Consider the following 24,087-nt stretch of genomic DNA (forward strand, 5'->3'; position numbering starts at 1 on the left):
CTTTTGCACCCTGTGCTTTTCTCTGCCCTGACGCCTGCGTGCGGTTGATCCAGTCGGCCTAGCCGCCCCCCGCCCTGGCCTTCGGGCATCCCTCCCTCCTGCCCTGCCGTGGAGCACCCTTGAGCATCAGCCATGCCCCGCCGGATCCCGTATCCGACATTTCGGGTATATCCAAGCCGGATGATCCCGCCGAGACCGCCGACGACCCCAGCACCGCCACCCGGTCAGGCGCCGAGCCCGACCTCGTCCCCATCGTCCCCTCCTCCACCCGCCGCGCCCGCGTCCCCCGCTGGCTGCGCCGCACCTCCGGCCCCCTCGCGCTCCTCGCCCTGTGGCAACTCCTCAGCTCCACAGGGACGTTGAGCGCCGACATCCTCGCCTCGCCGGGGACCATCGCCGGTGTCGGCCGTGACCTCCTCTCCGACGGCTCGCTGACCTCCGCCATGGGGGTCTCCCTGCAGCGGGTCGCCGTGGGCATGCTGCTCGGCACGCTCGTCGGGACCTCGCTCGCGCTCGTCTCGGGGCTCTTCCGCGTCGGTGAGGATCTTGTCGACGCCAGCGTGCAGATGCTGCGCACCGTGCCCTTCGTCGGGCTCATCCCGCTGTTCATCATCTGGTTCGGCATCGGCGAGGCGCCCAAGGTCGCCATCATCACGCTCGGCGTGTCCTTCCCGCTCTACCTGAACGTCTACGCGGGCATCCGCGGGGTCGACTCGCAGCTCATCGAGGCCGGTGAGTCCCTGGGGCTCTCGCGGTGGGGGCTCGTGCGCCACGTCATCCTGCCGGGCGCGCTGCCGGGCGCGATGACCGGCCTGCGCTACTCCCTCGGCATCGCCTGGCTCGCCCTGGTCTTCGCCGAGCAGATCAACGCGGACTCCGGGATCGGCTTCCTCATGGTCCAGGCGCGTGACTTCCTGCGGACCGACGTGATCGTCGTCTGCCTGATCGTCTACGCCTTCCTCGGCCTCATCGCCGACTTCATCGTCCGCACCCTCGAAAGGCTGCTGCTGCAATGGCGACCGACGTTCACCGGCCGGTGACCACCGCTTCCCCCACGACCCGGGCGACTTCGGCCGTACGCGTCGAAGGCCTGACCCGCACCTTCGACGGGCGCGCCGTCATCGACCGGCTCGACCTCGACGTGAAACCGGGCGAGTTCGTGGCGCTGCTCGGACGCAGTGGCTGCGGCAAGTCGACCCTGCTGCGCATCCTCGCCGGGCTCGACCGCGACATCGAGGGGACGGTGCTCGTGCCGCGCCGCAAGGCTGTCGCGTTCCAGGCGCCCCGCCTCATGCCCTGGAAGCGCGTGTGGCGCAACGTCCTGCTCGGTCTGCAGGGCAAGCCCGAACGCGGCCTCGCCGAGCGGGCGTTGGAGGAGGTCGGGCTCAAGCACCGTACGAACGCCTGGCCCAAGACGCTCTCCGGCGGCGAGGCCCAGCGCGCCTCGCTGGCCCGCGCCCTGGTGCGCGAGCCCGACCTGCTGCTGCTCGACGAACCCTTCGGCGCGCTCGACGCACTCACCCGCATCAAGGCCCAACGGCTCGTCGACGAACTGTGGCAGCGGCGCGGCTGCGCCGTCCTGCTCGTCACGCACGACGTCGAGGAGGCCGTGTTCCTCGCCGACCGGGTCCTCGTCATGGACGAGGGGGTCATCGCGTACGAGACCGAGATCGATCTGGAGCGGCCGCGCGGCATCGCCGATCCGCGCTTCGGCGAACTGCGCGCCGAGCTTCTGCGGCGCCTGGGCGTCGACGCGGAGGAAGTCTCTCCGGAACCGGAAACCGTCGCCGCGGCCTGAACACCGCCCGTAACCCTCCCCCGCACAGCACGAACACACCGAACGGACTCACCATGCGACGACACATCGCCGCCCCCGCCCTGCTCCTCCCCCTGGCCCTGCTGCTCGCCGCATGCTCCGGCTCCCCCTCCGCGAGCACCTCCTCCGCCGGCGCGGGCGGCAGGACCGACGGCAAAGGGTCGCTCACCCTCAACGTCGGTGACCAGAAGGGCGGTTCGGAGGCCGTGCTGCGTGCGGCCGGGGAGCTGGACGACCTGAAGTACAAGATCCACTGGTCCACGTTCACCTCCGGGCCTCCGCTCCTGGAGGCCATCAACGCCAAGGCCGTGGACCTCGGCGCCGTCGGCAACACACCGCCCGTCTTCGCCGCCGGAGCCAACTCGAAGATCTCGGCGGTGGCCGCGTACCACGGCTCCGCGAAGGGCGAGGCGATCCTCGTGCCCAATGGCTCGTCCCTGAAGAAGACCGAGGAGCTCAAGGGCAAGTCCATCGCCGTGACCCAGGGTTCGTCGGCGAACTTCCAGCTCATCGCGTCCCTCAAGAAGGCGGGGCTCGGCCTCAAGGACGTCAAGGTCAAGTATCTGCAGCCGGCCGACGCCCTCGCCGCGTTCACCAGCGGCAAGGTGGACGCCTGGGCCGTCTGGGACCCGTACACCTCGCAGGTCCTGGAGAGCAAGAAGGGGCGCATCCTGACCGACGGCGAAGGCCTGGTGAACGGCCTGAGCTTCCAGGTGGCGGCGCCCGACGCGCTCAAGGACAAGAAGAAGTCCGCAGCGATCACCGACTACCTCAAGCGGCTGCGCAAGGCCCAGGACTGGGTCTACGACCACCCCGAGGCGTGGGCGAAGGTCTGGGCGAAGGACACCGGGCTGCCCTACGAGGCTGCGCTCGCCGCCGTCAAGCGCAGCAACGGCACGCGGGTCCCGGTGGCCATCGACAAGAACGTGATCTCTTCCGAGCAGCAGATCGCGGACACCTTCACCGGCCAGAAGCTCATTCCGCGCCGCGTCGACTTCGGCGACTTCGTCGACACCCGCTTCAACGGCAGCCTGCCGCCCTCGACCAGCAAGCCGCGCACGTACAACAAGGAGTCCTGACGATGACCGTCCACCTCAACTGGTTCCTGCCGACCGGCGGCGACGGTCGCACCCTCGTCGACCGGCACGCCTACACCGACGGCGGCGTCAAGCGCTCCCGTGTCGCCCCGGTCAGCGGGGTGCGGGCTCCCGACATCGACTATCTGATCCAGATCGCCAAGGCGGCCGAGCAGTTGGGCTTCGAGGCGGTCCTTACCCCGACCGGCACCTGGTGCGAGGACGCCTGGCTGACGACGGTGGCCCTTGCCCAGCACACGGAGCGGCTCAAGTTCCTGGTGGCGTTCCGGCCCGGCCTCATCTCGCCCGTGCTCGCCGCCCAGATGGCGTCCACGTATCAGCGCATCACGCGCGGGCGCCTGCTCCTGAACGTCGTCACGGGCGGCGACTCCACCGAGCAGCGGCGCTTCGGCGACCATCTCGACCACGATCACCGCTATGCCCGTACCGACGAGTTCCTGTCCATCGTGCGGGGCGTGTGGGGCGGCAAGCCCTTCGACTTCCACGGGGAGCACTACGACGTGGAGGGCGGTCTGACCGCGCTGCCGCCGGACCCGCTGCCGGAGATCTTCTTCGGCGGTTCGTCGCCGGCGGCCGGACCGGTCGCAGCCCGCCACACCGATGTGTACCTGACGTGGGGCGAGCCGCCGGAGCAGGTCAAGCAGAAGATCGACTGGATTCGCGGGCTGGCCGAGGAGCAGGGGCGCACGGTCCGCTTCGGGATCCGCCTTCACACCATCTCGCGCGATTCCGCCGCCGAGGCGTGGGCCACCGCGGGCCGGCTGCTCGACGACCTCGACCCGGACACCATCGCCGCCGCCCAGCAGGCGCTGGGCCGCAGCGAGTCCGTCGGCCAGCAGCGGATGCTGGCGCTGCACGGCGGTTCCCGCGGCGACCTGGAGATCTCGCCGAACCTGTGGGCGGGCGTGGGTCTCGTACGCGGCGGCGCGGGCACCGCGCTGGTGGGCAGCCACGCGGACGTCGCCGACCGGATCGAGGAGTATCACGCGCTCGGCGTCGAGCACTTCGTCCTGTCGGGCTATCCGCACCTGGAGGAGGCGTACTGGTTCGGCGAGGGCGTGATCCCGGACCTGGCGGCGCGCGGGCTGCTGCCCCGCATTCCGGCCTCGCAGCTGGGCGGGGCGTCCGCGGCCGGCGGGCGTCCGGCCTCCGCTCCGGGCGGTGCGCCGCTCCTGGTGGCGGGCGGGCGCTGACCCGTACGCCGGCGGGGGAAGATCCCGGACCCCGATGGAGTTAGTAGAAGCGTGAACGACATCGGGGTACGGGACGCGGCCGCACACGCAGCGGCACGAGAAATCGGTGCGCACGAGGTGGACGCGCGCGAGGTGGACACGCTCGTCATAGGCGCCGGGCAGGCAGGCCTCTCCAGCGCCTACCACCTGCGCAGGGTCGGATTCGAGCCGGACCGCGACTTCGTCGTCCTGGACCACGCCCCGCACCCCGGCGGCGCCTGGCAGTTCCGCTGGCCTTCGCTCACCTACGGCAAGGTGCACGGCATGCACTCGCTGCCCGGCTTCGAGCTGACGGGCGCCGATCCCGCGCGGCCCTCCTCGGAGGTCATCCGGGAGTACTTCGAGGAGTACGAGCGGCGCTTCGACCTGCGGGTGCACCGGCCCGTCGACGTGCACCAGGTGCGCGAGGGCGACGGCGGGCGGCTGCTTGTGGAGACGTCGGCCGGGACCTGGGCGACCCGCACCCTGGTCAATGCCACGGGGACCTGGGACCGCCCGTTCTGGCCGCGCTATCCGGGGCAGGAGACCTTCCGCGGGCGGCAGTTGCACACGGCCGTCTATCCGGGGCCCGAGGCCTTCAAGGGACAGCGGGTGATCGTCGTGGGCGGCGGGGCTTCGGGCACCCAGCATCTGATGGAGATCGCTCCGCACGCCGCCGGGACCACTTGGGTCACCCGGCGGGAGCCCGTCTTCCGCGACGGCCCGTTCGACGAGAACTGGGGACGCGAGGCCGTCGCCATGGTCGAGGAGCGCGTACGCCAGGGGCTCGCGCCGCGCAGCGTGGTGTCCGTGACCGGGCTGCCCGTCAACGACGCCATCCGGCAGGCGCGGGCGGAGGGGGTGCTCGACCGGCTCCCGATGTTCGACCGCATCACGCCCAGCGGCGTGGAGTGGGACGACGGGCGGCACGTGGAGGTCGACGTCATTCTCTGGGCCACCGGGTTCCGGGCGGCCATCGAGCACCTGGCGCCGCTGCACCTGCGCGAGCCGGGCGGCGGCATCCGCATGGAGGGCACCCGGGCCGCCGCCGACCCCCGCATCCACCTGGTGGGGTACGGCCCCTCGGCCAGCACGATCGGCGCGAACCGCGCGGGGCGCGCGGCGGTCCGGGACATCCAGCGGCTGCTCGCGGGGGCGCCGGTCACGGCGTGAGCACCGTGCCGGCGTCCGACGGCTTCTTCGCGGGCTCCTAGCCGTCCTGCTTGTTCTCGTCCTTGCCCTGGTCCTCGCCGTCCTGGTCCTTGCTCTTGTTCTTGTTGAACTCCGCGACGTTCTTGCGCTGCTCCTCGAAGTTCGACGTGAAGCGGGTGTCGCCCGGCTTCACCGTCACGAAGTACAGCCAGTCGCCCTGAGTCGGGCTGGTCGCCGCGCGCATCGCCTCCTCGCCGGGGTTGCCGATCGGGGTGGGGGGCAGGCCCATGCGCGTGTAGGTGTTGTAGGGGCTGTTGATCTTCGTGTCGCTGTCGCGGGTGTTCAGCGTCGAGCGGTTGAGGGCGTAATTGATCGTCGAGTCCATCTGCAGGGGCATGCCCTGTTCGAGGCGGTTGTAGATGACCCGGGCCACCTTGCCCATGTCCTCCTTGGAGCCCGCCTCGGCTTCGATCATGCTGGCGATGGTGACGGTCTGGTAGACGTTCACGGCGTTGCGGTCGGCGCCCGCGGTGACCTGGCCGCCGCTGAAGTTCTTGGTGGCGGTGTTCACCATGTACGAGAGGACGGACGCGGGGGTCGACTGGTCGCCGATGGGATAGGTCGCCGGGAAGAGGTACCCCTCGGGGTTGCCGCTCGCGTCGCCGGGCAGCTTGAGCCGGGCCTTGGGAATGGCCTTCTTCGTGGTGCCGGCCGGCACGTCGAGGGCCTTGTCGACAGCCCCGTACACCTGGCTCGAGCGCCAGCCCTCCGGGATGGTCAGTGTCTGGGGGCGCGCGCTGTCGTCCGGGAGCAGCAGCGGCACCGCCACGGCGGTGACCGCCGCGACGGCTCCGGTCGCGATCAGGGCGATCCGGCCCCGGCGCGTCAGTCGAATCGTGCCCCGGCGCGGAGTCTTGGTCTGCAGCATGCGGGCACATTATCCCGCAAATGCGGACATACCGAGCATATTTTCATGTCGCGGGCTCAAGTTGAGCGTCTCGACGTACCAGGGCGGCATAACGGCCGTCCCTGGCCAGGAGCTCCTCGTGGCTGCCGCGCTCGGCGGTGCGTCCGGCGTCCAGGACCACGATCTGGTCGGCGCCGCGGACCGTGGAGAGCCGGTGGGCGATGGTCAGCGTCGTCCGGTCGGCGGACAAGGCGTCGATGGCGTCCTGTACGGCGTGCTCGGTGTGCGTGTCCAGGGCGCTGGTGGCCTCGTCCAGGATGAGCACGGGCGGATCGCGCAGGATCGTACGGGCGATGGCCAGGCGCTGCTTCTCGCCTCCGGAGAAGCGGTGGCCGCGCTCGCCGACCACGGTGTCGTACCCGTCGGGCAGGGAGGCGATGTGGTCGTGGATCTGGGCCGCGCCCGCGGCGGCGACGAGTTCCTCGTCCGTGGCGTCGGGCTTGGCGAAGCGCAGGTTCTCGGCGACCGAGGCGTGGAAGAGATACGTCTCCTGGGAGACGACGCCCACCGCGCGGGCCAGCGAGTCGAAGTCCAGGTCACGCACGTCGACGCCGTCGATCGTGACGCGGCCGCCCGTGACGTCGTACAGCCGCGGCACCAGATAGCTCAGGGTCGACTTGCCCGAGCCGGTGGGGCCCACGACGGCCAGGCTGCCGCCGGCGGGGACGGTGATGTCGATGCCGTCGAGGATCGGGCGGCCCTGGCCCTCGTCGCCGTCGTAGCGGAACTCGACGCCCTCGAAGCGGACTTCGCCCTTGATCTTGTCCAGGCGCACTGGGTGCTCGGGCTCGGTGATGTCGATCGGCAGGTCGAGGTATTCGAAGATGCGCTGGAAGAGCGCGAGCGAGGTCTGGATCTGCACGCCGGTGGAGAGCAGGCTCACGGTGGGCCGGAACAGACCCTGCTGGAGCGAGACGAAGGCGACGAGCGTGCCGATCGAGACCGTCGGGCCGCCCATCTGGAAGGCCAGGCCCGCGGTCCAGTAGATGACGGCGGGCATGGCGGCCATGACGATGGATATGACGGCCATGCGCCAGCGCCCCGCCATGTTCGAGCGGACCTCCAGGTCGACGAGGCGCTCGGACTCGTCGGCGAAGGTCTTGGTCAGCGAGTCGGAGCGGCCCATCGTGCGGCCCAGCAGGATGCCGCTGACGGAGAGCGATTCGGTGACCGTGGCGGCCATCGCGGCCATCTGCTTCTGGCGCTGGGTGGCTATCTTCTTGCGCTCGCGGCCGACCCGGCGGCTGATCCACACGAAGACGGGCAGCAGGAGCAGCGAGACCACCGTCAGGCGCCAGTCCAGGGCGAGCATCGCCACGATCGTGGCGATCACGCTGGTGAGGTTCGAGACCAGGGAGGTGGCGGTGGAGGTGACCGTCGCCTGCATGCCGCCGATGTCGCTGGCGATGCGGGACTGGACCTCGCCGGTGCGGGTCCGGGTGAAGAAGGCGAGCGACATGCTCTGCAGGCGGCCGTAGACGGACGTGCGCAGGTCGTGCATGACGCGCTGGCCGACCGTCGTGCTGATCAGGGTCTGCAGGACGCCGAAGACGCTGGTGACGACCGCGCTGAGGATCATTCCGAGGGCGAGCAGGCTCAGCAGGCCCGTCCTGCCCTGCGGGATGGCGGTGTCGAGGATTTCCTTCAGCAGGAAGGGGGTGGCGACCGAGACCAGGGATGCGGCGCCGACCAGCAGGCCGACGATCGCGAGGCGGGCGCGGTAGGGGCGGAAGAGGCGCAGGATGCGGCGGATCTGCCGCGGCTGTTCTTCCTGGCCGGGGGCCGGGGGCTGCGGTGTCCACTTGGGTTCGTCGTGACGCATGGGCTCCTACGGGAGGTGAGACGGCGGTCGGCAGAGATACAGCCGACGATTACTGAGGGAGCATAGCTCACTGTTACCTATACTCACAATGCACAAGGTCCTGATATTGTTCCCGCATGAACACCCCGGACGCCGACGGACTGCTCGCCGAACAGCTGCTGCGGCTGACCCGCAGGCTGCACCGCATCCAGAAGCGCCACCTCGTGCCGATCGGCATCACCCCGGCCCAGTCCCGCCTGCTGCGCACCCTCGTGCAGTACGACACGCCGCCGCGCATGGCCGATCTCGCCCAGCACCTCGAGGTGGTCCCGCGCGCCGTGACGAGCCTGGTCGACGCACTGGAGGCCAGTGATCACGTACGGCGTGTCCCCGATCCCACCAACCGGCGGGTGATCCGCATCGAGCTCACGGACGCGGGACGCAAGGCCCTGCGCGAGCTGCGCAGCGCGCGAAGGGCCGCCGCAGAGGACATCCTGGCCCCACTGGACGCCGAGCAGCGCGAGCAGCTGGGCGGCCTGCTGAACGCCCTGTTCGATGTGCCGGAGATCCGCCGCTGCTGATCCCGGCGGCCGTCCGGACCCACTGCCGCGCCGCCCGACCGTACGATCCAGCCCGACCGTACGACCCCGCCAGACCGTACGCCCCAGCCCGACCGTACGACCCGCCGAGGAGAGCTCATGCCGTTCCTGGAGCCCAAGCCGGAAGCCCTGCGCCCCGCACGGCGCACCGAGGGCCCGGCCCCCGACCGGGTGCCGGACCGGCAAGCCGCGGGCACCCCCGAGCCGCTGCGCTCGGAACTGTCCGCGCTCCTGGGCCCGGACAAGGTCCTGACGAAGATCTCCGACCTCGTGCGGTACGCCTCCGACGCGAGCCCTTACCGCTTCGTGCCGCAGGTCGTGGTCGTCGCGGAGGACATCGACGACATCTCCGCCGTCCTGTCCTACGCGCACGGCCGGAGCCGTGAGGTCGTCTTCCGCGCGGCGGGCACCTCCCTCAACGGCCAGGCCCAGGGCGAGGACATCCTGGTCGACGTGCGCAAGCACTGGGCGGGCATCGAGGTCATCGGCGACGGCGGGCAGGCCCGCATCGGCCCCGGCACGACGATCCTGCGGGCCAACGCCACGCTCGCCCGGCACGGGCGCGTGCTCGGCCCCGACCCGGCGAGCGCCATCGCCTGCACGATCGGCGGGGTCGTCGCGAACAACGCCTCGGGGATGACGGCGGGCACCACCCGCAACTCCTATCGCACGGTGGCCTCGCTGACCTTCGTCCTGCCGACGGGCACGGTCGTGGACACCGCCGAGCCGGACGCCGACGAGCAGCTGGCGCACGCCGAGCCGGCCCTGTGCGAGGGCCTGCTGGCGATCAAAGGGGAGATCGAGGCGGACCGGGAGCTCACCGCCCGCATCCGCGCCAAGTACGAGATCAAGAACACGAACGGCTACCGCCTGGACGCGTTCCTCGACGGCACGACTCCCGTGGAGATCCTGCGCGGCCTGATGGTCGGCTCGGAGGGCACCTTCGGCTTCATCTCGGAGGTCGTCTTCGACACGCTGCCGCTGGACCGCCGGGTCACCACGGCCCTGCTCTTCTTCCCCTCCCTTCCCGCCGCCGCGGCGGCCGTCCCGCTGTTCAACGAAGCGGGCGCACTGGCCGTCGAGCTGATGGACGGCAACACGCTGCGCGCCTCGATCAGCGTCGCGGGGGTGCCCGCCGACTGGGCGCAGCTCCCGAAGTCCACGGCCGCGCTCCTGGTGGAGTTCCGCGCTCCGGACGAGGCGCGCCAGGAGGCGTACGAAGCGGCGGCCGCCAAGGTCGTCGAAGGGCTCGAACTCGTCGCGCCGGTCGCCTCGGTGACCAACACCTTCACCCGCGACCCGAAGACGATCGGGAGCTACTGGAAGGCCCGCAAGGCCTTCGTGACCGCGGTGGGCGGATCGCGGCCCTCCGGGACCACGCTGATCACCGAGGACTTCGCGGTGCCGCCGTCGCGCCTGGCCGACGCCTGCGAGTCGCTGCTCGAACTGCAGACGCGGCACGGCTTCGACGCCGCCGTGGCGGGCCATGCCGCACACGGCAATCTGCACTTCCTGCTGGCCTTCGACGCGGCCCTGCCCGCGGACGTGGAGCGCTATGCCGCCTTCATGGACGACTTCTGCCGGCTGACCGTCGAGCGCTTCGACGGCTCGCTCAAGGCCGAGCACGCGACGGGCCGCAACATCGCCCCCTTCCTGGAGCTCGAATGGGGGTCCAAGGCCACGGAGTTGATGTGGCGCACCAAGCAGGTCATCGACCCGGACGGGGTGCTCGCGCCGCGCATCGTCCTCGACCGCGACCCCAAGGCCCATCTGCGCGGCCTGAAGACCATCCCCAAGGTGGAGCTGATCGCGGACCCCTGCATCGAGTGCGGCTTCTGCGAACCGACCTGCCCCAGCGAGGACCTGACGACGACCCCGCGCCAGCGGATCGTGCTGCGCCGCGAGATGATGCGCCAGCCTTCCGGCTCCCCGGTCGAGGACGGCCTGGTCGAGGCGTACGGATACGACGCCGTGGACACCTGCGCCGGCGACTCGACCTGCAAGCTGGCCTGCCCGGTGGGCATCGACACGGGCGCCCTGATGAAGGACTTCCGTCACGCACGGCACTCCCCGCGCGAGGAGAAGGTGGCCGCCTTCACCGCCAAGAACTTCAAGGCCGTCGAGGCCGCCGCCCGGCTCGCGGTCGGCGCCGCCGACCGCATCAGCGACCGGCTCCTGACCTCGGTGACGCGCGCCGCACGCAAGGCCGTGCGCCCCGACCTGGTCCCCGAGTGGCTGCCGGACATCCCCGGCGCGGCCGCCCGGAAACTGCCGCGCACCACCCGCGTGGGCGCGAGCGCCGTCTACTACCCGGCGTGCGTCAACCGCATCTTCGGCAGCCCCGGCGACCGCTCCCTGCCCGAAGCGGTGGTCGCCGTCTCCGCGCGCGCGGGACGGCCCGTCTGGATTCCCGGCGATGTCGCGGGGACGTGCTGCGCGACGATCTGGCACTCCAAGGGCTACGACGAGGGCAACGCGGTGATGGCCAACCGCATCGTCGAGGCGGCCTGGGGCTGGACGGCGGGCGGCAGGCTGCCCCTGGTGGTGGACGCCTCGTCCTGCACGCTGGGCATCGCGCACGAGGTCGTGCCCTATCTGAGCGCCGACAACCGCAAGCTGCACCGCGAGCTGACGGTCGTCGACTCCCTGGTCTGGGCCGCGGACGAGCTGCTCCCCCATCTGACCGTGCACCGCACGATCGGCTCCGCCGTCCTGCACCCCACCTGCTCCATGAGCCACCTCGGAGACGAGGCCCAGCTGCGTACCGTCGCCGAGGCATGCGCGGACGAAGTGGTGGTCCCCGACGACGCGGGCTGCTGCGCCTTCGCCGGCGACCGCGGCATGCTGCACAAGGAACTGACCGAATCGGCCACCCACAAGGAAGCCGCGGAGGTCACCGCCCGCCCCTTCGACGCGCACCTCTCGGCGAACCGCATGTGCGAGGTCGGCATGGACCACGCGACGGGCCGTCACTACTACTCCGTGCTCCAGGAATTGGAGCGAGCGACGCGACCGTGAGAGCGGCAGCGGCGCATAGCCCGGCCCCGGCGGATCCGCGTCACCGGAACCCCGCTGCGCACTGTTGGCATGCGGGTCACTTTTGTCACCCTGTCTGGCACCATGACCCGTTGTCGGTATGGCGAGGGGAGCGGCATGACGCGACAGGGTGACGTTCTCGACGGGCGGTACCGACTCGATTCCGAGCTGGGCCATGGCGGATTCGGGACCGCGTGGCGTGCCCATGATCTGCGCATAGGCCGTCCGGTCGCGGTGAAAATCGGCGCGGCCGGGACCCTGGAACTGACCCAACGCCTGATCCAGGAGGCGGAGTTAGCGGGCAATCTGACACATCCCAACATCGCGACGATCCACGACTTCGGCCGCTTGGAGCGGGACGGGTGGCCTTTCATCTACATCGTGATGGAGCTCGTGCCCGGCCAGACCTTCGCCGAACTCATCACCCGCGGTCTCCCGCCCTTCAAGGACACCCTGGCGTGGACGCGCCAGATCTGCGCCGCTCTGGCCGTCGCCCACGACGCCGGCATCGTCCACCGCGACATCACCCCCGCCAACCTCATCCTGACCGACAGCGGCACGGTGAAGGTCCTCGACTTCGGTATCGCAAAACGGCAGGACGGCGGGGCGGCTATCACCGGCGAGGGCTTCGCCGTCGGTACTCCCGGGTTCATGGCACCGGAGAGACTCATGGGTGACCCGGTCGACGGACGCAGCGACCTGTACTCCCTCGGCTGCGTCCTCATGGAGCTGTGGACGGGGCATCCCCCTTTCCGTGCCGCTCCGGCGGCGGCCCTGAACGCCCAGCACCTGACCGCACCACCTCCACGCCCCAGCTCAACGCGCTCGGGTATGCCCCCTGCCGCGGATCAGCTCGTACTGGACCTACTGGCCAAGGACCCCGACCAGCGCCCCCGCCACGCCCGTGACGTCGAGCGTCGGCTCGCGCTGCTGGCCGAAGTGGCATCCGCGGTGACCGTCACGGCCCCCGCCTCGGGACCCCCGCACGCAGCCACCGTGCTGGGCTCCCCGGCCCCAGGTCCACCGAACGCGCCCACCGAGCCGAACACCGTGGCGCCAAGTCCCCCGCACTCCCCGGCCGGCCCTGCCTCCGGCGCCGACCCGGTGCGCTCCGGCCTCCGCCGACGACTCGACCAGATCGTCGCGCTCCCGCCGGACGCCGACCCACAGGAGTTCCTCGATCTCCTCGACGCACTGATCCCGGACGCACAGCGTGAGCTGGGGCCCGACGATCCGCTCACCGCGGAGGCGATGCTCGCCCGGGCAGTCCGCAGCAGCGACGACAGGCTGCTTCGCATCGTGCCGAAACTGACCCGGGTCTTCGGCCCCGAGGATCGACGCACCATCGAAGCCCGGGCGCTGCTTTTCGGGCGGCTCGCGTACGACGGGGTCAGGGACGCCTTCCCCGAGCTGAAGGAGGTGATCGCTTTGGCGGCGCGAGTCCTCGGGCCCTGTGACCCGGTCACCCTGCGCGCACGTCTCGACCTGGCCGAGGGACGGACCGTCACCCGCGCCGCGGCGGGACCCGTGCATATGTCCTTCATGCCGGTCAGCCGCGCCGATTCGCTGCGCCGACGTGCCGTCTTTGAACCCCTGCTGCCCGATCTCGCCCGCGGTCTGCCCGACACCGACATGGCACGCTATGAGGCACAGGTCTGTGTGGCCATCGACAGTCACCTCCTGGAGGACCACGCGGCCGCAGCTCGTCACTACGACGCGCTGATCCCGCTCTTCCGTGCGGTGCACGGGACTGACTTCCCCATCGAGTGGGCCCTGCAACACGCACACAGCGTCGGCGAGTCGGGCGACCCGGAACGCGCCGTGACCATGCTCGACGAACTGCTCCCGCGGGTCGAGAACGCGGACCTCCAACACCGCGCCAGACGCCTGCTGTCCCGCTTCAAGCGCCGGGCACGCCGGGCATCGAACGGGACGAGCGGGCGACGTTCCTGGTTCGGCTGACGGCACCGGCACCGGCACCGGCATCCCGAGCTATCGAGCTATCGAGCTATCGAGCTACCTGAGGATCCGGCACATAAGTCCAACTCTCCGTCCACTCAGGTCCCTTGCGCCCCAGCCGTGCTCCGGCCAAGGTGGCTTCCGCCCCAGTGGTAGAGACCAGCCGCCCCTGAGCTACGGAGGTCCCGATGCACGACGAGAACGCAGTACCGGCCCCTGACGAGTCCGCCGATGGCCCGTCGTCCTCCGACGGCCACTCCCGGCGCAATGTCCTGCGCACCGCGGGCCTCGCCGGGGCGGGACTCGGCCTGGGGGGCGCCTTCAGCGGCGGCACGGCCCATGCGGATACCGCGCAAGGCACGAGCGCATCGGCCGCCCAGGCGCCGCCGCGCAAGGGCAAGACCATGGTCGGCGTCCCGTTCGAGCGGCGTACCACGGTGCGCGTGGGCATCGTCGGGCTCGGCAATCGCGGCGGCAGCATGATCGACCTGTTCCTGGCGGTCCCGGGGGTCAAGGTCGTCGCGCTCTGCGACCCGGTCAAGGACAAGACCGCGGCCGCCGCGAAGAAGGTCACCGACGCGGGCCAGCCCGCCCCGGCGACGTACACCAAGGGCGATCACGACTTCGAGAACCTGTGCAAGCGCGGGGACATCGACTTCGTGTACGTGGCGACGCCCTGGGACTGGCACTTCGAGATGTCCAAGACGGCGATGCTCAACGGCAAGCACGTCGGCGTGGAGTGTCCCGTCGCCCTCCAGCTCGACCAGCTCTGGGAACTGGTCGACCTCTCCGAGCGCACCCGCAGACACTGCATGCAGCTGGAGAACTGCTGCTACGGCAAGAACGAGATGCGCGTCCTGCGCATGGCCCACGCGGGCAAGTTCGGCGATCTGCTGCACGGGGCGGGCGCCTACAACCACGACCTGCGCGGCCTGATGTTCGACCCGGACTACTACGAGGGGCCCTGGCGGCGCCTGTGGCACACGCGGCTGCGCGGCGACCTCTACCCCAACCACGGCTTCGGCCCGGTCTCCAACTACATGGACATCAACCGCGGCGACCGCGTCACTCACATCTCCAGCTTCGGCACGCCCGCCCTCGGTCTGGCCGAGTACCGCAAGGCGCACATGCCCGCGGGCGACCCGAGCTGGAAGGAGACGTACATCGAGAGCGACCGCACCATCAGCCTCGTCCAGACGGCTAAGGGGCGGGTGATCCGTCTGGAGCACGACGTCTCCACCCCGCACCCGTACAGCCGCATCAACAGCCTCGGCGGCACCAAGGGTGTCTTCGAGGACTATCCCGAGCGCATCTACATCGAGCCGGACCACACGAACGACGAGTGGGGCGACTTCGGCAAGTACGCCGCGGAGTTCGACCACTGGCTGTGGAAGGAGCACTCCAACCCGCCGGGCGGGCACGGCGGCATGGACTACATCATGATCTTCCGTCTGATGCAGACCATGCAGCTCGGCCTCGTGCCCGACTTCGACGTCTACGACGCCGCGACCTGGACGTCGCCCGTCCCCTTGAGCCATCTGTCGATCAAGGCGAAGGGCGCGCCGCAGGAGATCCCGGACTTCACTCGCGGGCTGTGGAAGAAGGCTCGGCCGGGCGTGGACTCGGAGAAGCCGAAGGCGTAGGCGACTTGGGCCCGGCGGTGCTCTCATCTGCGCTGCCGGGCTCCTCCGCCGTCGCCGCCGGCTCGACCTGCTCGGGGACGAAAGCGATCTCCCCGGCCAGGACCTTCTTGGCCCGCGCCGTGTCCAACGCTCCCTCCCAGCGCGAGACCACGAAGACGGCCACGCAGTTGCCGAGCAGGTTCGTGGCGACGCGCATGGCGTCCATGATGCGGTCCACGCCGAGCAGCAGAGCGACCGCGCCTGCCGGGATGACCCCGAGCGCGGAGGCGGTCGCGGACAGCGCGAGGAACGCCGAACCGGGCACGCCCGCCATGCCCTTGCTGGTCAGCATCAGCACGAGGACGACCGTGATCTGCTGGCCCAGGCTCAGGTCCACGCCCACGGCCTGCGCGATGAACAACGTACCGACGGAGAGGTAGATCGAGGCGCCGTCGAGGTTGAAGGAGTAGCCCGTCGGCAGGACCAGGCCCACCGCGTCGTCGCGGCAGCCCGCCTGGCGCAGCTTCTGCATCATGCGCGGCATGACGGCCTCACTGGAGGCCGTGCCGAGCGCGAGCAGCATCTCCTCGCGCGTGTAGCGGACGAACTTCCACAGGCTCAGGCCGGTCAGTGCCTTGAGGGCCACGCCGAGCAGGACGAGGAAGAGCAGGGCCACCGCGTAACAGACCCCGATGAGCTTGCCGTAGGTCGTCAGGGCGCCGAGCCCGTACTCCCCCACCAGATGCGCGGTGGCGCCGAACACGGCGAGCGGCGCCAGCTTCATGATGAAGCCGACGATCGCGAAGACGACCTCCTGGCCCTGCTCGATGGCGGGCAGGATCGCGGGGACCTTCGTGTTGCCCAGGTGCAGCAGGGCCGCGCCCACCAGGCAGGACAGGACGAGGACTTGGAGCAGTGAGTTCTCGGCGAAGGCGCCGATCGCGCTGTCGGGCAGCGAGTGCAGGATGAACTCGCTGGTCGAGGGCAGTTCCCCGCCGCCGGTCTTCTCGTCGACGGCGGAGGCGTCGAGCTTGGAGGGGTCGACGTTCATGCCGGTGCCGGGACTGACGAGGTTTCCGGCGAGCAGGCCGACGACGAGGGCGACCGTGGTGGCGACCTCGAACCAGATGAGGGCCTTGATCCCGATGCGGCCGAAGGCCTTGAGGTCTCCGGCCTTGGTGATGCCGGCGACGACCACGCAGAACACGAGCGGGGCGATCATCGCCTTGATCAGACGTACGAAGCCGTCGCCGAGCGGTTGGACGGCTGTGCCCATGTCCGGCCACAGCCGTCCGACGAGGACTCCGAGCACCAACGCGCAGGCGACCTGCGCGAACAGTGAGGTTCGCAATGTGCGTGCTACGCGTCGCGGTATGGACGGTACGGACTGCGGCACGGGCACTCCTGTGGTGAGGCTTCAACTTACTTCTGCCATACGGAAATTTCTTTCCGCGAGGCGCCACTATGGTGGAGTGATCGCTTCCGCAAAAGACCTACAGATCACATCGGCGTAAATCTTGGATCTTGCTCCAAACCGCGGGGTTCGACGAGGGGCTCAGCAGCGCAGGCGGTTCACCGTCAGCGCCCCCTGCTCGGTGGCCAGGGTGCGGTCGTAGCAGCCGCCGTCGCCGTACACGCGATAGCGCTCACGGGAGGTACCGACGGCGTGCCGGTCCTCGCGCGGCACGTTGGCGGTGTACGTGGCGTCGCCTTCGTAGCGGTCGTCGGTGACCGAACGGGCCGTGGTGCGGCCGTGGTGCGTGACGACGGTCCGCGCGCGGTCGCCGAGGTCGATCTCGGTGCGCAGCCGGTCACCGGCGCCGAGCGTCGTCGTGCCGTCCATCGTGTACGTGCGGTCGAAGCGGGTGGCGCGGCCGTCCGTGGTGACGGTCTCGCGGTCGCTCCAGGTGGACTGGAGCGCGTCGGTGGACTCGCCCTCGGTCCAGCGGTGCACGGAGGTGTTGGCGAGCGCGCGGGTCACGGTCGTCCTGACGCGGCCATGGGAGGTGTCGACGTATCCCGCGACGCTGAGCCGGTGGCTGCCCTTGGTGTCCAGGCGGTGCTGCCGCTCGGGTGAACCGGGCGTATATATCGCCTTGTTGGCGAGGTCGCCCGCCTCGTGGGCGGTCAGTTTTCCGGTGACGTGCTCGCTCTTCTCGTCCTGCCAGACCAGGATGTTGGTGGGCGTGTGCCAGCCGGTCGTCGCCTCCGGCCTGCCCGCGACGGACACTTCCACCTGGTGCGGGCGGCCGTCGTTGAGGAGCCCGGCGAACGGCGTCAGGTCGTACTCGATGGGCTTGATGTCGAAGGCGCGGGGGCCGGGGATCACGTACCACAGGAAGGGGTTGGACCAGCCGCCCGTCCACACGGTCGGGAACGGCGCGGCGATACCGGCGAGTTGGCCGTCGACCGTGACCTGCACCTCGCGGTAGGGCCCGCCCTCCGCCTTGCAGGAGTACGGCGCGGCATCGGGGACCGTCAGGTACCAGTACTCCTCGCAGCCGCCGCCGGAGCCGGTCGCGTAGACCTCGGCGACGATGCGCTCGCTGTTGCGCGGGGCGGTGAGGGCGGTGGTGCCGTCGCCGTCGCCCAGTGGCAGGACGCGGTCCGGGGGCGACTGCTCGCGCTTGCCGTCGCCGGCCTTCTGCGCCGCGTAGAACGTCAGGGTCGCCTTGACGTCGATGATGCCCGTGTACGTCTCGTTGACGACGTTCCCGATGAGCATCTCGACGCGCTGGTCGTGCCCGAGGGTCTCGCGGTAGCGCGTGACGTCCTTCTCCACGGACCAGGTGATGCCATCGGCGGACGGCTCCGGAGTGGACGTGCGGAAGACCTCGACGCCGCCGATGCGCAGATAGCCGAGGCGGTCGTACTGCCGCCCCTTGACCTTGCCGTCGAGGCGCAGCACCACCTTGCCCCAGTCACCCGGGCCGCACTTCCCGGGCGGGCTGTAGGCGCCCTCGTAGGGCGTGAAGTCCTTGAACTGTGCCTCGGCCACGGTCACTTCGCACGACTTGGTGTGCGGCTTCGGGACGGGCGGGGCGGCCGTGATCGGGTCGTGCCAGTCGTTGCCGAACTCAGGCGGGGGCGTGTCGGCCGCCGCCGGGCCCGCGCTGAAGAGTGTGCTCGCCGCGAGGGTGACCCCGGCGAGCATGGACATGACGCGTCTTCTCATGGGGGATTTCTACGGTGAGTCGACGATCACCGCAATGCGTTCCCGAGTGCCGGACAGGCAGGCACGGGGAGCCGGACCGGCAGGCTCGGCGAGGCGCGGGGTCAGGCCTTCAGGTTCGCCTTGTCGCCCATCACCACGACCGGATGCTGCTTCGGGTCGAGCTTCTTGAGGAGGTAGCCCATGCCCTGCTTCGACAGGCTCACGCAGCCGGACGTGCCGCTGCCGTGGTCCATGTGCAGCCAGATGCTGCCGCCCTTGGACTGGCCCCGGGGGCGGGTCGGGTCGTTGGGCGGGGTGCCCTTGGCGCGGTTGTAGTCGATGGCGATGACGTAGTCGAAGTCGTGCCAGTGCGACTTGGCCCAGTAGTGCGGGGCCTGCATCGACTCGCTCTGGGTGTACGGGAGTGCGGCGCCCGGATCGGCGAGGACGCCGCCCGCGTCGGTGAGGGTGTAGACGCCGACCGGGCTGCGCTTGTCGTTCTCGCGGTGGTCGGTCGTCCAGCCCTTCTTGCCGTTGTGCGCGTCCCAGCTGCGGGTCTTGTCCCAGGTCGAGCCCGACTTCGTGTACAGGACGACGGTGGACTTCGCCGAGTCCTCGCCCTCCCCGTAGACCGCGACGACCTGCCGGGAGTTCGCGGGGATCTTCTTCTGGAGGCGGTCACCGACGTCGGGGATGCGCTTGAGGTCGGTCGTGGCGGACGGCTCGGCACCCTTCGCCCGGTCCGTGCCCGCCTTTCCTCCGGCGTCCGCCCCGTCGTCCCCGCTTCCGCAGGACGTCAGAAGAACACCGCAGGCCGCGAAGGCAGCCACCGCTCGCACCGCACCAGCTATACGCATCCGTCCATGGTCGCACCCGGATCACGCAAGCCGTTCCGGCGCCCGGCCGCGGGCGGAGAAGGGGCCGAATCTTTACTCCCCGACGGAAAACCGTTTGCTTCGCACCACCGTCCGAGGCGAACCTTTCACGGCCTGTTACCGCTGCTGAATCGCCCCTTCCGCCGTGACCGATCACTACTGGCCGATCACTACTGGCAGATCACGACCGTCCGTTCACGCCGGCACGCTCCGCCGAACCGACGGTCCACCACTCCGAGACTCCGACTCCGACACCGACCCCGGGACGTCACACGTCATGCAGATTCGCGATCTTCCCTTCTCCGACCCGGGCATGCCGGATGCCCGTTCGGGCCCTCACTTCCTGCGCTGGCTCGGGCGGAACCAGCTCGGCGGCCAGCTGAAGTCACTCGCCTGGGGTCTGCTGCACTTCGGCTCCATCGCGGCGCTCCCCTACCTCGTCGGCCTGGCCGTACAGGCCGTGATCGACCGCGACGGGGGACGGCTCGCGGTGGCCGGCGTGGCGATGACTCTGTTCGGCATCGCCATCGCCCTGGGCGACACCATGCTGCACCGCACGGCGGTCACCAACTGGATCACCGCGGCCGCCCGCGTCCAGCAGCTCCTCGCCCGCAAGACCGCGCAGCTCGGCTCCGCGCTCACGCGGCGCGTCGCCGCCGGTGAAGTGGTCGCGGTATCCACCGGCGACGTCGAGAAGATCGGCTGGTTCGTGGAGGCGGTCTCGCGGTTCGCGGCGGCCGCGCTCACCGTCGTGCTCGTCTGCGTGGGTGTGGTCATCTACCAGCCCGCCCTCGGCATCGTCGTCGCCATCGGCGTCCCGGTGCTGGCCCTTGCCGTGCTTCCGCTGCTTCCGCGCGCCACCCGGCGCGCCGACCACCAGCGGGAGAAGGCCGGGCGGGCGACCGAACTGGCCTCGGACACCGTGGCGGGCCTCCGGGTGCTGCGGGGCATCGGCGGCGAGGACCTCTTCCTCGACCGCTACCGCCGGGCCTCGCAGGAGGTGCGTACGGCCGCCGTGCGCAGCGCCCGGATGTGGGCGGTGATCTCGGCGGTCCAGGTGCTGCTTCCGGGGCTGCTCCTGATCGTGGTCGTCTGGCACGGCGTCAACCTGGCCCGCGAAGGACGGATCACCGTCGGCGAACTGGTCACCGTCTACAGCACGGTCACGCTGATGACCTACCCGCTGCGGCACTTCGAGGAGATCGCGATGGCCTACAGCTTCTCGCGCCCCTCGGCCAAGCGCGCCGCCCGGGTGCTCGCGCTCCAGCGCACGACTCACGCCGGGGGCGGGCTTCCGGACAGTACGGAGACGCCCTCGGGGGATCTCTACGACCCGGCGACCGGGCTCCTGGCTCCCTCGGGCCGTCTGACGGCCGTCGTGTGCGGCGACCCGGACGAGGCGGGCCGGCTCGCCGAACGCCTGGGCGGGCACGCCGCGTTCGACGACGCGGAGGAACTGCCCTCCGTACTGCTCGGCGGGGTCGCGCTCGACGAGGTGCCCCTTGCCACCGCCCGTGCCGCCGTCCTCGTACAGGACAAGGACCCGGTGCTGCTCTCGGGCACGCTCCGCGGCCTCCTGGACGTACCGGCATCGGGCGAGGTCAGCGCCGACGAGGCGCTGCGGGCCGCGCAGTGCGCCGACGTCCTGGACGCCCTGGCGCAGGCTTCGGTGGACGAGGCCCCGCTGGACGCCCATGTCACCGAGCGCGGACGCTCCCTGTCGGGCGGGCAGCGCCAACGCCTCGCGCTGGCACGCTCGTTGATCACCGACCCCGGGGTCCTCGTGCTCGACGAGCCGACCTCCGCCGTCGACTCGCACACCGAGGCGCGGGTCGCCGAGGGCATCAAGGGGCTGCGCAAGGGCCGTACGACCGTGGTCCTCACCTCGTCGCCGCTGCTACTCGACCGGGCCGAGCGCGTGGTCTTCCTGCACGAGGGCGAGGTCGTGGCGGTGGGCGAACACCGTGCGCTGGTGCACAGCGAGCCGCGCTACCGGGCGGTCGTGACGCGTGAGACGGACGAGGAACAGGCGCCGAAGGCGCCGGGCGGCATCCGGGCCGGCACCAAGTCCGCCACCAAGCCCGGCACGGCAACCGACATCAAGACCGACATCGACATCGAGGAGACGGCATGATCGGCCTGGCGCCACCGGAGTACGACCCGGCGGCCCCGACCACCGCGGACACCCTGCCCGTCGGCGCGCCCGCGACGGTCGGAGCCTACGTACGCGAACTGGTCAGGCGGCACCGCCGGGCGTTCGCCCTGCTCATCACGGTCAACACCTTTGCCGTGATCGCCTCCATGGCCGGTCCCTACCTCCTGGGCGACCTGGTCGAGAACGTCACGGACACCGCACGCGACCTCCATCTGGGCCGCACCATCGGTCTGTTCACCGTCGCGCTCGTCGTGCAGGCCTTCTTCGTCCATCAGGTGCGGCTGCGCGGCGCGATGCTCGGTGAGCGGATGCTGGCCGATCTGCGCGAGGACTTCCTCGTCCGCTCGGTGGGGCTGCCGCCGGGCGTGCTCGAGCGGGCCGGGACGGGCGATCTGCTGTCGCGCATCACCACGGACGTCGACCGGCTCGCCAACGCCATGCGCGAGGCGGTGCCGCAGCTGGCTATCGGCGTGGTGTGGGCCGCGCTCCTGATCGGCGGCCTCGCCGTGACCGCGCCACCGCTGGCACCCGCCATCCTCATCGCCGTGCCCCTGCTCGTCGTCGGCTGCCGCTGGTACTTCAAGCGGGCGCCCGCCGCCTACCGCTCGGAGGCCGCCGGGTACGCCGCCGTCGCCGCCGCCCTCGCCGAGACCATCGACGCGGGGCGCACGGTGGAGGCGCACCGGCTCGGCGAACGCCGCGTGGAGCTGTCCGAGCGCCGCGTCAAGGAATGGACGGCATGGGAGAGGCACACGCTCTACCTGCGCTCCGTGCTCTTCCCGGTCATCACCTTCACCCACACCGTCGTGCTCTGCTCGGTCCTGATGGTCGGCGGCGTGTTCGTTTTGCAGGGCTGGATCGGCGTCGGCCAGCTGGCCACGGGCGCCCTGATCGCGCAGATGCTCGTAGATCCGCTGGGCATCATCCTGCGCTGGTACGACGAGCTGCAGGTCGCCCAGGTCTCGCTCGCCCGCCTGGTGGGCGTGCGGGACATCGAGCCGGACGCGGGCGACACCTCCGTCGCGCCCGAAGGGCGCGACGTGCTCGCGGACGACGTGCACTTCGGCTACCGCGCGGGCGTCGACGTCCTGCGCGAGGTGTCCCTCGCCGTCGAGCCGGGCTCACGCGTCGCCCTGGTCGGCCCGTCCGGCGCGGGCAAGTCCACGCTCGGCAGGCTGCTCGCCGGGATCTACGCCCCGCGGGACGGTCACGTGACGCTGGGCGGCGCGGAACTGTCGGCCATGCCCGCGGAGGAGGTCCGCGCCCACGTGGCCCTGGTCAACCAGGAGCACCATGTCTTCGTGGGCTCCCTGCGCGACAACCTCCTGCTCGCCAGGACGGGAGCGCGGGACGCCGAGCTGTGGGCGGCGCTCGGCGCGGTCGACGCGGACAGCTGGGCGAAGGCGCTGGGCGAAGGGCTGGACACCGAGGTGGGCTCGGGCGGCTTCGCCCTCACCCCGGCGCAGGCCCAGCAGATCGCGCTGGCCCGCCTGGTCCTCGCCGATCCGCACACACTGGTCCTGGACGAGGCGACCTCCCTGCTCGACCCGCGCGCGGCACGCCACTTGGAGCGCTCCCTCGCGCGCGTCCTGGACGGCCGCACGGTCGTGGCCATCGCCCACCGGCTGCACACCGCGCACGACGCGGATGTGATCGCCGTCGTCGAGAACGGCCGGATCAGCGAGCTGGGCAGCCATGACGAGCTGGTGGGGGCGGGGGGTGCGTACGCGGCGCTGTGGCGGTCCTGGCATGGATAGGCCGCCTGGCGCGGTCAGCGCCAACCGGGCGCTGCTGGGGCGCCTGCTGCCGGGCGAGACGGTGGTGGAACTTCCCCTGATCCAGGGGCAGTTCCACCAGGTGGTGATCGGTTCGGAGCGGGTGGTGCGCTTCGCCCGCACCGAGGCGGCAGCCGCCCGGCTGCCCCGGCAGGCCGCCGCCCTGCGCGTGCTCGCCGGCCTCGACCTCGGCTTCCGCACGCCCGAGCCACTGCTCGCGGGCGGCGCCCCCGGCACGGACGAGCCGCCGTACCTGGTGCTCGGCCGCATCCCCGGAGCGCCCCTGGCCGACGGCGTCCTCGCTCGCCCCGAGGTGGCCGAGTCGGTGGCGGCGCAGTACGCCAAGCTGCTGGCCGCGCTCGCCGAGGCGGGCACCGACACCGGCGTACGGGCTGCGCTGCCGCATGCGCGCGAGGACGAATGGCGGCGGTTCGCGGCGGACGTCCGCGCGGATCTGTTCGGCCTCATGTCGGAGGCGGGACGGCGGCGCGCCGAGCGGGAGCTGGCGGCGCTCGATGCCCTCCCCCGCCTCACCGGGGCGGTGGTGCACCGCGACCTCGGCGGGGAGAACGTGCTGTGGGAGGACCCCGAGGGGTGGCCGCGACTCAGCGGAGTGGTCGACTGGGACGAGGTCGCGCTCGGCGACCCGGCCGAAGACCTGGCGGCAATCGGCGCCGGCTACGGCCAGGGGCTGATGGACCGGGTACTCGCACTGAGCATGTACGGCGGCCGGGCGAAGGACGACGACGGGATCGCCGCGCGCGCCGCCGCGCTCCACGGCACCTTCGCCTTGCAGCAGGCGCTGTCCGCGTTCCACGACGAGGACGAGGCGGAGCTGGCGGACGGCCTTGCGGGATACAGGTAAGGC

At 70.8% G+C, this 24,087-nt stretch carries 17 protein-coding genes; 12 read left to right on the forward strand and 5 right to left on the reverse strand.

All coding sequences use genetic code 11. The features are described from left to right. Positions 1 to 119: 119 nt before the first annotated feature. The 5 genes from ACWFR3_RS03755 to ACWFR3_RS03775 all read left to right on the forward strand — a co-directional run bounded on the left by ACWFR3_RS03755 (position 120) and on the right by ACWFR3_RS03775 (position 5,297). Positions 120 to 1,040 (forward strand): ABC transporter permease, encoded by a 921-nt coding sequence (locus tag ACWFR3_RS03755; protein ID WP_453732907.1) that lies wholly within the window; start codon positions 120 to 122, stop codon positions 1,038 to 1,040. Next, a complete protein-coding gene (locus ACWFR3_RS03760) occupies positions 1,013 to 1,798 on the forward strand; it encodes an ABC transporter ATP-binding protein (protein WP_453732908.1) in 786 nt (261 codons plus the stop codon). The genes ACWFR3_RS03755 and ACWFR3_RS03760 overlap by 28 nt, the downstream gene beginning before the upstream one ends. Positions 1,799 to 1,851: 53 nt before the next feature. Further along, the gene (locus ACWFR3_RS03765) at positions 1,852 to 2,895 is read left to right on the forward strand and encodes an ABC transporter substrate-binding protein (RefSeq protein ID WP_453732909.1); all 1,044 of its coding nucleotides are present in this window, start codon (positions 1,852 to 1,854) and stop codon (positions 2,893 to 2,895) included. A 2-nt stretch (positions 2,896 to 2,897) separates the two neighbouring features. Continuing rightward, entirely contained in the window at positions 2,898 to 4,106 is a 1,209-nt protein-coding gene (locus ACWFR3_RS03770; protein WP_453732910.1) for an LLM class flavin-dependent oxidoreductase, read from the forward strand. Positions 4,107 to 4,208: 102 nt separating this feature from the next. After that, positions 4,209 to 5,297, forward strand: a complete 1,089-nt coding sequence (locus ACWFR3_RS03775; protein WP_453733017.1) for an NAD(P)-binding domain-containing protein — start codon at positions 4,209 to 4,211, stop codon at positions 5,295 to 5,297. Positions 5,298 to 5,334: 37 nt separating this feature from the next. On the opposite strand, the gene mltG is transcribed toward ACWFR3_RS03775, so the two are convergent. Together mltG and ACWFR3_RS03785 are read right to left on the reverse strand one after the other, a co-directional pair. Then, complete coding sequence (gene mltG / locus ACWFR3_RS03780; RefSeq protein WP_453733018.1) at positions 5,335 to 6,201, reverse strand: endolytic transglycosylase MltG; 867 nt, start codon at positions 6,199 to 6,201, stop codon at positions 5,335 to 5,337. A gap of 46 nt (positions 6,202 to 6,247) precedes the next feature. Next, entirely contained in the window at positions 6,248 to 8,065 is a 1,818-nt protein-coding gene (locus ACWFR3_RS03785; protein ID WP_453732911.1) for an ABC transporter ATP-binding protein, read from the reverse strand. A 116-nt stretch (positions 8,066 to 8,181) separates the two neighbouring features. On the opposite strand from ACWFR3_RS03785, the gene ACWFR3_RS03790 reads away from it, so the two are divergent. The 4 genes from ACWFR3_RS03790 (at position 8,182) to ACWFR3_RS03805 (ending at position 15,281) form a co-directional block, all read left to right on the forward strand. Next, positions 8,182 to 8,625 carry a MarR family winged helix-turn-helix transcriptional regulator gene (locus tag ACWFR3_RS03790; RefSeq protein ID WP_453732912.1) on the forward strand — a complete coding sequence of 148 codons (444 nt, stop codon included), beginning with the start codon at positions 8,182 to 8,184 and terminating at the stop codon, positions 8,623 to 8,625. Positions 8,626 to 8,742: 117 nt separating this feature from the next. Further along, a complete protein-coding gene (locus ACWFR3_RS03795) occupies positions 8,743 to 11,661 on the forward strand; it encodes an FAD-binding and (Fe-S)-binding domain-containing protein (RefSeq protein ID WP_453732913.1) in 2,919 nt (972 codons plus the stop codon). Positions 11,662 to 11,796: 135 nt separating this feature from the next. Beyond that, positions 11,797 to 13,641 (forward strand): protein kinase domain-containing protein, encoded by a 1,845-nt coding sequence (locus tag ACWFR3_RS03800; RefSeq protein ID WP_453732914.1) that lies wholly within the window; start codon positions 11,797 to 11,799, stop codon positions 13,639 to 13,641. Positions 13,642 to 13,826: 185 nt separating this feature from the next. Beyond that, entirely contained in the window at positions 13,827 to 15,281 is a 1,455-nt protein-coding gene (locus tag ACWFR3_RS03805; protein WP_453732915.1) for a Gfo/Idh/MocA family protein, read from the forward strand. Here ACWFR3_RS03805 and ACWFR3_RS03810 read toward each other — a convergent pair. From ACWFR3_RS03810 to ACWFR3_RS03820, 3 genes are all read right to left on the reverse strand, one after another. After that, positions 15,220 to 16,656: a cation:dicarboxylate symporter family transporter gene (locus ACWFR3_RS03810; protein WP_453732916.1), complete on the reverse strand. Its 1,437-nt coding sequence runs from the start codon at positions 16,654 to 16,656 to the stop codon at positions 15,220 to 15,222. The two genes, ACWFR3_RS03805 and ACWFR3_RS03810, sit on opposite strands and share 62 nt — an antisense overlap. 159 nt (positions 16,657 to 16,815) lie before the next feature. Then, the gene (locus tag ACWFR3_RS03815; protein ID WP_453732917.1) at positions 16,816 to 18,435 is read right to left on the reverse strand and encodes a peptide-N4-asparagine amidase; all 1,620 of its coding nucleotides are present in this window, start codon (positions 18,433 to 18,435) and stop codon (positions 16,816 to 16,818) included. A gap of 101 nt (positions 18,436 to 18,536) precedes the next feature. Beyond that, positions 18,537 to 19,271, reverse strand: coding sequence for a L,D-transpeptidase family protein (locus ACWFR3_RS03820; RefSeq protein ID WP_453732918.1), 735 nt, complete (start codon positions 19,269 to 19,271; stop codon positions 18,537 to 18,539). A 295-nt stretch (positions 19,272 to 19,566) separates the two neighbouring features. On the opposite strand from ACWFR3_RS03820, the gene ACWFR3_RS03825 reads away from it, so the two are divergent. Genes ACWFR3_RS03825 through vph form a run of 3 tightly spaced genes read left to right on the forward strand, consistent with a single transcriptional unit; the run spans position 19,567 to position 24,084 of the window. Next, positions 19,567 to 21,423: an ABC transporter transmembrane domain-containing protein gene (locus ACWFR3_RS03825; protein WP_453732919.1), complete on the forward strand. Its 1,857-nt coding sequence runs from the start codon at positions 19,567 to 19,569 to the stop codon at positions 21,421 to 21,423. After that, the gene (locus ACWFR3_RS03830; RefSeq protein WP_453732920.1) at positions 21,420 to 23,201 is read left to right on the forward strand and encodes an ABC transporter ATP-binding protein; all 1,782 of its coding nucleotides are present in this window, start codon (positions 21,420 to 21,422) and stop codon (positions 23,199 to 23,201) included. The genes ACWFR3_RS03825 and ACWFR3_RS03830 overlap by 4 nt, the downstream gene beginning before the upstream one ends. Then, positions 23,194 to 24,084: a viomycin phosphotransferase gene (gene vph / locus ACWFR3_RS03835; protein WP_453732921.1), complete on the forward strand. Its 891-nt coding sequence runs from the start codon at positions 23,194 to 23,196 to the stop codon at positions 24,082 to 24,084. Before ACWFR3_RS03830 ends, vph begins: the two co-directional genes overlap by 8 nt. Positions 24,085 to 24,087 lie beyond the last annotated feature (3 nt).

This window comes from Streptomyces sp. NPDC055189 (assembly GCF_053606765.1).

What these genes read in the sequence shown, in the direction of transcription:
- ACWFR3_RS03815 (WP_453732917.1), bottom strand. Translation starts at nt 18,435, where the DNA reads ATGAGAAGACGCGTCATGTCCATGCTCGCCGGGGTCACCCTCGCGGCG.
- ACWFR3_RS03770 (WP_453732910.1), top strand. Translation starts at nt 2,898, where the DNA reads ATGACCGTCCACCTCAACTGGTTCCTGCCGACCGGCGGCGACGGTCGC.
- ACWFR3_RS03785 (WP_453732911.1), bottom strand. Translation starts at nt 8,065, where the DNA reads ATGCGTCACGACGAACCCAAGTGGACACCGCAGCCCCCGGCCCCCGGC.
- ACWFR3_RS03830 (WP_453732920.1), top strand. Translation starts at nt 21,420, where the DNA reads ATGATCGGCCTGGCGCCACCGGAGTACGACCCGGCGGCCCCGACCACC.
- ACWFR3_RS03760 (WP_453732908.1), top strand. Translation starts at nt 1,013, where the DNA reads ATGGCGACCGACGTTCACCGGCCGGTGACCACCGCTTCCCCCACGACC.
- ACWFR3_RS03805 (WP_453732915.1), top strand. Translation starts at nt 13,827, where the DNA reads ATGCACGACGAGAACGCAGTACCGGCCCCTGACGAGTCCGCCGATGGC.
- ACWFR3_RS03800 (WP_453732914.1), top strand. Translation starts at nt 11,797, where the DNA reads ATGACGCGACAGGGTGACGTTCTCGACGGGCGGTACCGACTCGATTCC.
- vph (WP_453732921.1), top strand. Translation starts at nt 23,194, where the DNA reads ATGGATAGGCCGCCTGGCGCGGTCAGCGCCAACCGGGCGCTGCTGGGG.
- ACWFR3_RS03765 (WP_453732909.1), top strand. Translation starts at nt 1,852, where the DNA reads ATGCGACGACACATCGCCGCCCCCGCCCTGCTCCTCCCCCTGGCCCTG.
- ACWFR3_RS03795 (WP_453732913.1), top strand. Translation starts at nt 8,743, where the DNA reads ATGCCGTTCCTGGAGCCCAAGCCGGAAGCCCTGCGCCCCGCACGGCGC.
- ACWFR3_RS03825 (WP_453732919.1), top strand. Translation starts at nt 19,567, where the DNA reads ATGCAGATTCGCGATCTTCCCTTCTCCGACCCGGGCATGCCGGATGCC.
- ACWFR3_RS03820 (WP_453732918.1), bottom strand. Translation starts at nt 19,271, where the DNA reads ATGCGTATAGCTGGTGCGGTGCGAGCGGTGGCTGCCTTCGCGGCCTGC.
- ACWFR3_RS03790 (WP_453732912.1), top strand. Translation starts at nt 8,182, where the DNA reads ATGAACACCCCGGACGCCGACGGACTGCTCGCCGAACAGCTGCTGCGG.